The organism is Halogranum amylolyticum (assembly GCF_900110465.1).
GTDB classification, from domain to species: Archaea; Halobacteriota; Halobacteria; order Halobacteriales; family Haloferacaceae; genus Halogranum; species Halogranum amylolyticum.
In genome coordinates, this window is sequence record NZ_FODV01000001.1 from 611,347 (window position 1) to 623,196 (window position 11,850).

Annotated in this window: 11 protein-coding genes and 1 tRNA gene; 3 read left to right on the forward strand and 9 right to left on the reverse strand. The window is 65.1% G+C overall.

Annotation, left to right across the window (positions count from 1 at the left end):
- Positions 1 to 42 precede the first annotated feature (42 nt).
- A complete protein-coding gene (yciH, locus tag BSG17_RS03080) occupies positions 43 to 342 on the reverse strand; it encodes a stress response translation initiation inhibitor YciH (RefSeq protein WP_089820974.1) in 300 nt (99 codons plus the stop codon).
- A gap of 209 nt (positions 343 to 551) precedes the next feature.
- Between yciH and BSG17_RS03085 the strand changes: the two genes are divergently transcribed.
- Positions 552 to 1,079 (forward strand): rhomboid family intramembrane serine protease, encoded by a 528-nt coding sequence (locus tag BSG17_RS03085; RefSeq protein ID WP_394327948.1) that lies wholly within the window; start codon positions 552 to 554, stop codon positions 1,077 to 1,079.
- Between the two features lie 593 nt (positions 1,080 to 1,672).
- Here BSG17_RS03085 and BSG17_RS03090 read toward each other — a convergent pair.
- From BSG17_RS03090 to BSG17_RS03100, 3 genes are all read right to left on the reverse strand, one after another.
- A tRNA-Ile gene (locus BSG17_RS03090) sits at positions 1,673 to 1,746 on the reverse strand.
- Between the two features lie 117 nt (positions 1,747 to 1,863).
- Positions 1,864 to 2,346, reverse strand: coding sequence for an FxsA family protein (locus BSG17_RS03095; protein ID WP_089821033.1), 483 nt, complete (start codon positions 2,344 to 2,346; stop codon positions 1,864 to 1,866).
- Positions 2,347 to 2,407: 61 nt separating this feature from the next.
- A complete protein-coding gene (locus BSG17_RS03100; protein ID WP_089820976.1) occupies positions 2,408 to 3,556 on the reverse strand; it encodes a KaiC domain-containing protein in 1,149 nt (382 codons plus the stop codon).
- Between the two features lie 136 nt (positions 3,557 to 3,692).
- Between BSG17_RS03100 and BSG17_RS03105 the strand changes: the two genes are divergently transcribed.
- Positions 3,693 to 4,514, forward strand: coding sequence for an NAD(+)/NADH kinase (locus BSG17_RS03105; protein WP_089820977.1), 822 nt, complete (start codon positions 3,693 to 3,695; stop codon positions 4,512 to 4,514).
- Between the two features lie 297 nt (positions 4,515 to 4,811).
- Here BSG17_RS03105 and carB read toward each other — a convergent pair whose 3' ends face one another.
- The 5 genes from carB to BSG17_RS03130 form a co-directional block, all read right to left on the reverse strand.
- Positions 4,812 to 8,045: a carbamoyl-phosphate synthase large subunit gene (gene carB, locus BSG17_RS03110; protein ID WP_089820978.1), complete on the reverse strand. Its 3,234-nt coding sequence runs from the start codon at positions 8,043 to 8,045 to the stop codon at positions 4,812 to 4,814.
- Positions 8,046 to 8,632: 587 nt separating this feature from the next.
- Positions 8,633 to 9,436 carry a GNAT family N-acetyltransferase gene (locus tag BSG17_RS03115; protein WP_089820979.1) on the reverse strand — a complete coding sequence of 268 codons (804 nt, stop codon included), beginning with the start codon at positions 9,434 to 9,436 and terminating at the stop codon, positions 8,633 to 8,635.
- Positions 9,437 to 9,440: 4 nt separating this feature from the next.
- Positions 9,441 to 9,773, reverse strand: a complete 333-nt coding sequence (locus tag BSG17_RS03120; protein WP_089820980.1) for a TFIIB-type zinc ribbon-containing protein — start codon at positions 9,771 to 9,773, stop codon at positions 9,441 to 9,443.
- A gap of 83 nt (positions 9,774 to 9,856) precedes the next feature.
- Positions 9,857 to 10,390, reverse strand: coding sequence for a DUF5815 family protein (locus BSG17_RS03125; protein WP_089820981.1), 534 nt, complete (start codon positions 10,388 to 10,390; stop codon positions 9,857 to 9,859).
- 119 nt (positions 10,391 to 10,509) lie between these two features.
- Positions 10,510 to 10,866: a molybdopterin-binding protein gene (locus BSG17_RS03130; RefSeq protein WP_089821034.1), complete on the reverse strand. Its 357-nt coding sequence runs from the start codon at positions 10,864 to 10,866 to the stop codon at positions 10,510 to 10,512.
- A gap of 72 nt (positions 10,867 to 10,938) precedes the next feature.
- Here BSG17_RS03130 and BSG17_RS03135 point away from each other — a divergent pair, with 72 nt between their 5' ends.
- On the forward strand, positions 10,939 to 11,823 hold the full coding sequence (locus BSG17_RS03135) for an IS1595 family transposase (RefSeq protein WP_089820982.1): 885 nt from the start codon (positions 10,939 to 10,941) through the stop codon (positions 11,821 to 11,823).
- Positions 11,824 to 11,850: the final 27 nt, after the last annotated feature.

An 11,850-nucleotide genomic window follows, 5' to 3' on the forward strand; every position in this document is an offset into this window, starting at 1 on the left:
CCGCTATTTCAAACGACAGGCTGCCGAGAGTCTCCCGCCGTCTCAGCGCTCGGTGTCGTAGCCGCGCTCCCGAAGGAGGTCCGGGACGCGCTGGAGATGGTTGCCCTGGAGTTCGATCTCGCCGTCCTCGACGGTGCCGCCGCAGGCGAGTGTCCGCTTGAGGTCGCTCGCGAGCGCCTTCACGTCGGTGTCGCCGTCGAACCCGGCGACGACGGTGACCGGTTTCCCGTACCGTCGGGTGTCGACGCGTACCGTCAACACTTGGTGGGTTCGCTGGAGGTCCGCGTCGATGCCGAGGTCGTCCGGGAGGCCCGTGATGCGACTGAATTCGTCTTGTGCCACGAGTAGAGTACGCACCGAGACGCTAAGGGTGTATGCCTCGCGCCGAGGGCGGAGACACGCGGTCGCCAGCCGTGCGAAGAGTTTTGCCTCGGTCCGCCCGAACTGAAGCCGAAGCCGTGTCCGCTCACTCTCGCCCTCCCGCCGACCGAAACGACGGTTCGCTGTTCGCGGCCGTGGTCCGAAACCCCGTCGTCGAGACGCTCGTGGCGATGGTCGTCGTCTCGCTTCTCACGTGGGGCGCCTCGCTCGTCGGCCTCCTCGGGCTGTTCGTCCTCGCCCCGCCCGTACTCTCGCCGCCGTGGACGCTCGTCACGAGCGTGTACGCTCACTCCGGACCGACACATCTGCTGTCGAACGCCATCATCGTCGCCCTCGCCGGAACGCTCGTCGCGACGTCGACGACTCGGCTCCGGTTTCACGCCTTCTTCGTGACGACCGGCGTCCTCGCCGGGTTGGCACACGTCTGGCTCGGGAGTCTCGTCGGCCCACCGACCGGGGTACTCGGTGCCAGCGGTGCGGCGTTCGCCCTCGTCGGCTACGTCGTCACCGCCAACCCGGTCTCGTCGACGGTGCTCGACCGCCTCCGCCTCCCGCCGCGACTCTTCGTGGTGCTCGTCGCCGTCGTCGCCGCCGGACTGACGCTGCTGTTCAGCGCGCCGGGGAGCGCACTCGTCGCTCACCTGACGGGCGCGCTCCTCGGCCTCCTCGCCGGCCGAGTACGACTGCTTCGGGTCTGAGCCGTCTCCGGAATCGGACGTCTTTCGGACGTGGTCTACTCGTCTATCTAAATATCTATTTAGATAATAGTGTGCGGCGGTGTACGTCCAACGGACGGAGCGTTGCCACTGGGCTAGGACGGACGTGTCGAGGTCGAGATCGCAGTCGGCTCGCGCCTCCGCTGCCGACTGTCTTTTGCTAGCACTTCGAGAGTCGCTGTTTCAACAATAAAAATCTAGCCAACAAACACAGCAGAATAGTGATGTGTCTGGGAGAAGAACGACATAGATGCGACCTCTGCAAACCTGCTGCCCGGAAGGTTTGCCCTCGGTCGCACTCCTCGAACTGCGGTCGGTTGCTGCCGTGTGGGTTGGCGGACCACTCCCCGCGGCGGACGACGCGATCGTCTTTCTCGCAACGAGGTCGATCGAGCAGGCGTGAGGCGTGAGAGCTCGAGTGACGACGCCGACTCCCGTCGCTCGCGAGGGGAGTCGGCGGGAGAACACGCCGTCGGAGACCGGACGTCTCTCTCGGCGTCGTTGTAACGAAGTTAGGTGGCCGGGGAGTTGACTGGCCCCAGCCGTTCACAGCCAAAGGCCGTGAACATGTTGGATGGGCCAACGCGGATTTGAACCGCGGACCTCCCGGTTATCAGCCGAGCGCTCAACCTGACTGAGCTATTGGCCCAGGTTGGCGCATTTACTCATTGCGGCGATTGGTGTTTAAAGATTCCCCTTTGATTTGCCCTTTGGGTCTGTCGGTTTTTCGCCAGACTGCGGCGTGTTCGCAGGGAGCGAAACCGTCTCAGCTGTCGTCCTCGAACCGGTACGATTCGGGGTCCATATCGTACGTCTCGTCGCCGCCCGGGAAGCCGCCCGTCCAGACGGTACCGCTGACGAACCCGTCGGCCCGCTTGTCGAGGTACGGTTGCACGACGTAGCGCTTCAGTACCTCGCGGACCGGGTAGCGCGTCACCGGGATGGCCAGCAGGAAGCCGATGCCGTCGGTGACGAGCCCCGGGGTGAGCAGGAACGCGCCGGCCGCGACGAGCAGACCGCCGTCCATCACTTCGTTCGTCGGGATCTCGCCCATCGAGACGCGACGTTCGAACCGACGCAGCGTGTGACGCCCTTCGGCGCGCACGAGGAGCATCCCCACTAGTCCGGTGAGGACGACCAGTGCGACGACGAGCCGCCAGTCGAGGACGAACTGCGCGAACGCGACCAGCGCCAGCGAGTCGGCCAGCGGGATGAGTAGCAAGAGCGCTATCAGGTAGCGCGGTTTCATGTCCATCCGTTCCCGGCGTGTGTTCATAGCCCTTTTGTCGCACGGTTGGGGCGAACGACGGTCAGAAGATGTTCGCCTGCCGGTAGACGCTGATTCCCTCGTCCGTGATCTCGTAGGGCTTCGTCTCCCGAGAGTGGTTCGCGTCGCGGATCTTCTGGATCTCGACCTCCAGCCGCGTCTCCCGAAAGTCGGAGGGGCGGACGTACTGGAGGACGAACACCGCGTCGGTCAGATACTCCACGATGCCGTATCGAGACGCGTAGGGGCTGTCCTCGCTCGCCTCGGAGGTGAGCATCGTCGTCACGCCGACCTCCTTCAGCGACCGCGTGAAGTCGAACACCTCGTTTCGGCGCTTCGACGGCGCGTCGTACATCATCTCGAGCAACGAGACCGAGTCGAGGACGAGTCGCGAGGCGCCGAACTCCTCGACGAGTCGCGGGAGGTCGCTGCGGATGCTCGCGAGGCTGTTGGCCATCTCGATCGGGTCGAGCGCAACGACCGCGAGTCGATCCGCTTCGGCGTAGCGACGGAACGGCCACCCTTTCTCCTCGGCGGTCGAGAGGATCGCCTCCTCGCTCTCTTCGAGTGTGATGTAGACCGCGTTCTCGCCGTTCGCGAGCGCCTCCTCCAAGAACTGGAGTCCGAACGTCGTCTTCCCGGTTCCGGCGCTCCCGATGACGGTCATCAGCGACCGTTCGGGCACGCCGCCGAGAACCATCTCGTCCAGACCGTTGATCCCGATCTCGATCCGCTCGATCTCCGACTCGAACGCCTCCTCGTCGAATGCGGAGTCTCCGGGGCCGCCGAAGCCGAACTCGTCGTCTCCGAACGCTCCGAATTCGAATCCGTCGTCACCGGCCTCTCCAAACGCTCCGAAGCCGAGTTCGTCGTCGGACTCCGCTCCCGACGGCCGAGGTGCGTTCTCGAAGGCGGTGGCGAAATCCTCGACGAAAGGGTCGTCTGCGCCGGTATCGTCCCGACGACTGGACTCGTCGTCGCTATCGCCATCGACGTCGGGACCACCGGACTCCTCGTCGTCGCGATCGAGATCTCCGAACTCCTCGCCGGCGTCGTCGAACCCGTCCGGTTCGTCGGTAGTCGGTCGGTCTTCCCCGTCGTCGCTCTCGTTTCCGGCGTCCTCGTCGGCGGTCTCCCGCTCCTCTCCGTCCAGTTCGCGGAGCGCACGCTCGAACCAGTCGTCGTCAGCCATCGTCGTCGCCTCCGTCCGACTGCGATCGAGCGTCGTGTGAGACCGTCCGATCTGCCATCACCGACACGTCGGGAGCCGATGTGATGAATGTTGCCCGTACGGAGGCCTTTTGTCGGCCCGACGAGAACCGCCGGACATGAACGTCGGTATCGTCGCACAGCGAGGCAACCGCCGAGCAGCGAGACTCGCCGCAGACCTCCGGTCGCGACTCGACGAGGCGGGCGTCGCGGTACGGTTCGACGAGGAGACGGCCCGGACGCTCGACACAGCAGGCGTCGACGTCACAGCGTTCGCCACCTGTGACCTCGTCGTGAGCATCGGGGGCGACGGAACGTTCCTCTTTGCGGCCCGTGGCGCGCGCGACACACCCATCCTCGGTATCAACCTCGGCGAAGTGGGCTTTCTCAACGCGGTCCCCCCCGAGTCGGCCGTCGAGGCCGTGATGGCCGAAGTCGAGGCGCACCGTGACGGCAAGTTACGCACGCGGAACGTCCCTCGACTCGCCGCCCGCGTCGACGACTGGGAGGGCGAACCCGCGGTCAACGAGGTGGTCGTGCAGGGGCCGCGCCGCGGCCGCGGGGGCGGTGTCGACGTCGAGGTTCGTGTCGACGACGCGCTGTACACGAGCGGTCACGTCGACGGCATCCTCGTGGCGACGCCGACCGGGTCGACCGCGTACAACCTCAGCGAGGGTGGCCCGCTGGTCCACCCGCGCGTCGACGGACTCGTCGTCACCGAGATGTGTGCCGACGGGGGGATGCCGCCGCTCGTCGTCCCGCCGGACAGCGAGGTCACGGTGAGTCTCTCGGGGGCACCGTCCGGCGTCGTCGTCAGCGACGGCCGGAACGCCTACGAGGTCGTCCCGCCGGTCGACGTCCACGTCGCTCGGACGGACCCGCCGGTCCGCCTCGCCGGCCCGGAGGCCGACTTCTTCGAGGCGCTCAACAAACTGGACTGAGCGGACCGAGCGTCGCGTCTTCGCCGCATTCTCGCCGCTGTGTCGACGGCTCCATCCGTCGCAGTCGCTCGGCGTCGTCAAAACTGCAGGGTGGTCCGCCGAAGACTGTGTGATCGTGAGTGGCCAGGCCACTATCCGACGACGGCGAACCGACACCTGTCGGTGATGATACGACCCCGATGGAGATAACCACGTCGTCGAGCGAGAAGCGAGCGGAGAAACGGGCCGAGAGCGAGCGCGCCGCCTCGGTCAGCGATCGAGTCGTGTCCGTACCGAGTCAACCGGGTCGGAGTTCGTCTACTTCCCCCACTCGGCCTGCCGGGTCGGACGGTCGGAGACCGCCTGGACGTCGATCGGGTCGTCGCGTGCGCGCAGGCCCTCGAGTGCAGCCTTCGCACTCGCGTGCGTGGAGAAGTAGGTCACGTCCTCCTCGACGGCGACCTCCAGCGCGTCGCGGTTGCGCGAGACGACGAGGTCGACCTTCCCTCTGCGGATTGCGTCTTCGAGGTCGTCGAACTCTGCGAGGTCGAAGAACTCGCCGAAGCCGTCGACGAGTTCCTGGGCCTCCTCGCTGTCGGCGTCGGGGAACTCCTCGGCAGAGAGATCGATCACGGCTGTCCCGCCGGCCGGGATGGGCTTGCCCGTCGCCGACTGGGCCTTCTCGTAGGCCTTGCCGAACGAGGAAGCCGTTCCCATCACTTCGCCGGTGGACTTCATCTCCGGGCCGAGACGCGGGTCCGACCCCGGCAGGCGGTCGAACGGAAGGACGACCTCCTTCACGCTCACCTGTTCGGGGATCTGCTCTTGGGCCTGCAGTTCCTCCAGCGTCGTCCCGGCCATCACCTTCGCCGCGAGTTTCGCGATCGGGACGCCCGTCGCCTTCGAGACGTACGGCACCGTCCGCGAGGAACGCGGGTTCGCCTCCAGCACGTAGACGTCGCCGTCCTTGACCGCCAACTGGACGTTCATCAGCCCGACCGTATCGAGCGCGCGAGCGATGTCCTCCGTGACCTCGCGGACGCGACCGAGCGTCTCCTCGTCCAGCGAGCGCGGCGGGATCATACACGCCGAGTCGCCGGAGTGGACACCCGCGGTCTCGACGTGCTCCATCACGCCGCCGATGAGGATATCCTCGCCGTCGGAGACGGCGTCGACGTCGAGTTCGACCGCGCCGCCGAGGAACTGGTCGACGAGGATGGGCTTGTCGGGCGAGACGCGCACTGCCTCCTCGATGTACTCCTTCAGGTCGTCGTCGTCGTAGACGACCTCCATCGCACGGCCGCCGAGTACGTAGGACGGACGCACGAGTACCGGGTAGCCGAGTTCGCGGGCGAGCCCCAGCGCCTCCTCCTCGCTCGTCGCGCTGCCGCCCTTCGGCTGTTTGATGCCCAGCTCGTCCATCAGCACGTTGAACCGGTCTCTGTCCTCGGCGAGGTCCATCGCCTCGACGCTCGTGCCGAGGACGTCACACTCGAGATCGCGACGCGCGAGTTCGGCTTCGAGCGGTTCGCCGATGTTGACCGAGGTCTGCCCGCCGAACTGCACCATCACGCCGTCGGCGCCGGTCGCCTCGATGACGTCGGCGACCTCCTCGGCCGTGATCGGCTCGAAGAACAGGCCGTCGGAGGTGTCGTAGTCGGTCGAGACCGTCTCGGGGTTGTTGTTGACGACGTGGGCGTCGATCCCCATCTCGCGGAGCGCCCGAACAGCGTGAACCGAACAGTAGTCGAACTCGACGCCCTGCCCGATACGGATGGGGCCGCCGCCGACGACGACGACGCTCTCGACGTCGGGGTCGACGCGGAGTTCGCCGCCGGCAGACTGACCTTTGAACGGGCCGGTGACGAACTCCGGCTTCCGCGAGGAGTAGTAGTACGGCGTCTGAGCGGCGAACTCGCCGGCACAGGTGTCGACCTGTTTGTAGGTGCGACCCGGGACCTGCTCTTCGACCTCCGTGACCGACGCACCGGCCGTCGAAGCGATCTCGGCGTTCGTGAAGCCGGCGGTCGCCGCCTCGGTGAAGTCGCCCTCGGCAGCCGCGACCGTCGAGTCGGCGACGCGTTTGAACCGCTCGACGTACCACTCTTTGATCCCCGTCAGGTCGATGACCTCCTCGACGGTGTAGCCGCGGTCGAACGCCTCGAACATCGCGTAGGGACGGTCGGGCGTCGGCTTCACGAGATACTCCTCCGCTAACTCCTCGTCGTCGACTTCGGCCCAGTCGGCGGCAGGGTCGTACTCCGAGGATCTGAGCGCTTTGAGGAGCGACTCCTCGAAGGTGCGGCCGATGGCCATCGCCTCGCCGGTCGACTTCATCGCCGTCCCGAGCTCGAAGTCGACGTCGCCGAACTTGTCCTTCGGCCACCGCGGGACCTTCGTGACGACGTAGTCGATCGCCGGCTCGAAGGCGGCAGTGGTCTCGCCCGTGATCTCGTTCGTGATCTCGTGGAGACGCTTGCCGAGCGCGACCTTCGCCGTCACGCGGGCGATGGGGTAGCCGGTCGCCTTCGAGGCGAGCGCGGAGGAACGGGAGACGCGGGGGTTCACCTCGACGACGCGGTACTCGCCGCCGGGCGTGCCGTCGTCGTGCCAGGCGAACTGGATGTTACAGCCACCCTGGATGCCGAGTTCGCGAATGACGTCGAGTGCGGCGGTGCGCATCTCCTGGTGGCCGTCGTCAGGGATGACCTGCGAGGGCGTCACGACCGTCGACTCGCCGGTGTGGATGCCCATCGGGTCGATGTTCTCCATGTTGCAGATGATGATACAGGAGTCGTCGGCGTCGCGCATCACCTCGTACTCGAGTTCGACCCAGCCCGCGATGGACTCGGTGATGAGCACCTCGCTGTTGCGCGAGAGGCGTAGTCCCTTGCGCACGCGTTCGACGAGTTCGTCCATCTCGTGGACGACGCCGGAGCCGGAGCCGCCGAGCGTGTAGGTCGTCCGGGAGATGACGGGGAGCCCGCCGACGGCGTCGACGGCCGCTTCCACGCGGTCGACCAGGTTCTCTTCGGTGAGCGACTCGACGGACTCGCCTTCGTCGAGCGAGATGGTCGTCGAGGCGGGTACCGGCTCGCCGATGTTCTCCATGCGCTTCCGGAAGAGATCGCGGTCCTCCGTCGCGTAGATGGTGTCCAGCGGCGTCCCCATGATCTCGACGTCGAACTCCTCGAGGACGCCCTCCTCGGCCAGCTCGGCGGTGACGTTCAGTCCGGTCTGCCCGCCGAGACCGGCGATGACGCCGTCGGGACGTTCCTTCTCGATGATCTCCGAGATGGCCTCGGTCGTGATGGGTTCGATGTAGACGCGGTCGGCCATCTCCGGGTCCGTCATGATGGTCGCGGGGTTCGAGTTGACGAGAACGACTCGGGCCCCCTCCTCCTGCAGTGCGCGGCAGGCCTGTGCACCGGAGTAGTCGAACTCCGCTGCCTGGCCGATCTGGATGGGTCCACTACCGATGAGCAGGATGGTTCTCTGCTCGGACGACTGAGACGCGGATGCAGTTCCGTCGGCGGTGTTCTCGTCGGTCATTATCGAGATGGAATCCGTACATCGTAATAAGCCCGGCGAAAGATTACGAGGTGCGAAGCGGTTTTGCGAATTTCGAAACCGACGTCGCACGCCAATCAAGGCGGTCGTGCCGGGCGGAGCGGACGTGAGACGACCGGTCTGCGAGGAGTGTGAGACGACGACCCGATCGTCGCCCGAAGCGGCGGCGACGCGGAGAGAGTCCAGAGTTTCGACTCGAGGGTCGAACGGTCACCCTGGGAACGGAGGAAGACACGCGACGACGAAACGAGACGCAGGAGTTACCATCCTTCCATCGGTGGAGTCCAACGGAAGCCGCTCCCCTTTCAGGGATGAAAATGCGACGTGCTGGGACACGTCGCGCGTGGCTTCTGAAACCTCCGGGCAAGGGGTTTTGAAGCCACCCTGGGGTTGTGGCTGGGACACAATAACTTTTGATTACTCAGCGGCGAGCACAAGCTATCTTTCTGCAAGGAGAGAATCCCGCCGTTTACGGCGGGAGTGAATCCGACAAACCATATTACCGGACGTTTCGCCGGTATGGCGTTCGGTACTGAACGGTTCGCTCGGCGGACGCGACTCGCGCGTCGCTACAGGTACGATCCGTCGTAGTCGTCGTCCGGTCGGCGGACGTTCCCGCAGTTCTGACACTCGAGTCGCTCCATGCTGTCGACGGAGACAGCCGTCGACCCGCAGTTCGTACAGTAGTAGCCGTGCTCCGTCGTCCGCTCGTCGTCGGTGTACGTCGAGACGAACCCGCCTTCGGTCCCCGGAACCACGTCGTCGCCGAGGTACACCTCCTCGCCGTCGGCCGTGGCTGTGTCCGGGAGGTCGCTCGCGACGTTCTCGGGGTCCCACTCCTCTCTGTCTCCCTCGCGAGCGGCGTCGTTGCCCCGGTCGTCGGACTCGACGTCGGCCTGCGCCGTGAACGTGTACTCGACGACGTCGAGGCCGTCGATCTCCGTCCGCCACTCGTCGGTCTTCCCGTAGCCGAACCGCTCGAAGAACGCGCCGGCAGCGGTGTTCGACGAGAGGACGACCCCACGGACCGTCTCGACTCCCTGGGATTCGAGTTCGTCGACGGCCGCCTCGAACAGCGTCGTCCCCACGCCGAGACCGCGGCGCTCCGGGTCGACGTGGAGCCACCGGATGGTCCCGTCGTCGACGTCCAGTCGTGCGAACCCCGCGAGCACGCCGTCGTTCTCGGCGACGAGCGTCGTGTCGTCGCGCTCGAACCGCGACTGGAGGTCGTCCTCGACGAATTTGGCGTCGAGTATCGCCTCGATGTCCTGCGGGCTGAGTGCGTACGCCTGCGTGAACGTGCTCTCTGCGATCTCGCGCACGCGGGCGGCGTCGTCCGGTTCCGCTCGGCGGACGGTGGGCTGGTTGCTCATCGAATCAGTCCTCCCGCCACTTCTGGACCGCCTCTGCGCCACAGTTCGGACACTCTTCGGGGAGGCCGTCCTCCAGTTCGCCCATCTCGCCGCACTCCGCACAGCGCCACATGATGTAGCCCTCGCCGAACTCCTGTCCGGGCTCGTGTTCCTGAATGTTCTGAGTGTCGGCGTACCCGTCGTCGTCGACGGACAGGCCCTCCTCGCGGATCGACACCTCGAACCCCTCGCCCGTCATCCCGGTGACGACGCCGAGTTGATCGCCCTCGTGGTCGTAGACGACCATCCCCGGCTCTATCGGCTGTTGTGCTCCGTCGGAGTTCGTGTCGTCGCTCATGTGACGCGATTCGGCAACCAGACGGTTGACTGTGACGGCCGACTACACGACACCCACGACACAACTAGAAGAGAGACGCCGTCTCAGACGTAGACGTCGTCGGCGTCGAGATCGCGCTGAGAACGGTACTGGTCGACAAACTCCTCGACGTCGAAGTCGATCATCTGCGACTCGAACTCGGCGGTCGCGTTCGGGTCGTCGGTGTGGCTGACGGCGTGTTCCATCAGCTCGACGAGGAGTTCGACGATGATCTCGTGGAGTCGACGCGAGTCGAACTCCGTCACCCACACCATCGAGTAGCCGACGTCGTGATCCTCGGTGACGTCCTCGGAGACCACTTGTCGAGGGAACTCCTCGAGGACGATGCCGAGCATGTGCGGTGTGTCGAACTCCGGCATCTCCTCGCTCGTCGTCTCGATGGCCTCTCGCAACACCTCGACGAGGAACTCCGGGATGAAGCGGTCCGGGGGGTGGATGTCCATAACGACGGCGTGGCTCTCGCCACAGGCGCAGTCGAACTCTCGCATCCCCATGTCGAGGTCGCGGATCCGTTTCTCCTCGCCACAGGGGAGTTCGAAAACGTCGCCGCCCCCGCCCGGCACGCGCGGTTCTGCCATGGAGGGTCTTTGTCGATTGGCTCGCTTAAACGTCGCGCTCTCCGGTAACCGGGGAAGGCGCACGACTCGAAGCGTTCCGGAGCGATGTGCGCGGTGCCCAGTGTCTCGTGGTGCGTCGTCTAAACGCCGACAGTGACCGTGACCCCGAGCGGAACGAAGGCGTTGTTTCCGTAGCCTTTCTGGTTCCACGGATACTGCGTGTCGTCGGTTTCGCGAAGACCCGCCTCCGGGTCGGCGACCGTCGCCGGTTGCGTCCGTCCCGTCTCGTCGGTCGCTCGCGAGAGGAGGGTGTGCGTTCCTCGTGGGGCCTCCCAGACGTACCGGAACTTCCGAACGGCGTGTCGACCGAACTCCGGACCGACGAACTCCGCCTCGTCCCACGTCTCACCCCCATCGACCGATATCTCGACCCGTTCGACTTCGTCGTCTCCCGCCCACGCGACGCCGTTTATTTCGACCGCTCTTCTGTAGGAGATTGTTGATACAGTTCAGCTGTTGCTCTAGAATCGAAGAGGGCAAGGGCACCGCGTTAGCGGTGTCCGACACGAATGATTCCGCTCGATGTGTTTGGTTCGGAATCGCTCGCAGCGGACCTGCTCCAACAGGTTCGCTGGCGTGACGGCGTCGAATGCCCCCGCTGCCGTTCTGACCGGACGGTCAGAAACGGCAGCTATGGGGCGTTTCAACGCTATCTCTGTAAGAATTGCGACCGCACGTTCAACGACAAGACGGGCACAATTTTCGCTCACTCGAAGGTTGCGCTCCGCAAGTGGTTGTTCTCAATCTACGCGTTTCTGCGCTTCAACACGAGTCTTCGCCAACTTCAGCGAGAGATCGGTGTCACCTACAAGACGATGCATCAGCGCGTCGAGCGCTTTACCAGAGCGCTCGACGCGCCTCAACTCGACCTCGTTGGACCGGTCGAAATCGACGAAGTGTACGTCTCTGCGGGGTTGAAAGGCCGCGAGCGCGACCAAGAGTCGCGCTCGCGTGGCCTGTCCACGCGCGGACGAGGTTCGTACGAGGGAGACAAACCACCGGTCTTCTCCATCGTTGACCGTGGAACGGGACAGCGATACGTCGCCCCAGCGAAATCCGCTGACGAATCGACAGTGCGACTCCTGCTGGCGGACCACGAGGAGGAGTCGCTGACCGTCTACACTGACGGATTTCGGGCATACGACCCACTGGAGGACGACGACGAATTCACCCGCGAATACGTCGTCCACGGTGACGGCGAATACGCTGATGGAGACGTTCACGTCAACACCTGCGAGAGCCACGCGTCGCTGGCGCGACGGTGGCTCTCGCCGCATCGAGGCGTCTCGAAGGACAAGTTGACACAGTATCTCCGCGCCTTTCAGCTACGCAGCGAACTCTTCAGAAAACCCGGTCGAAAAGCACTCAAACACGCTGTCAAAGCGACTCTCTGAAATCAACAATCTGCTACACATGAGCGA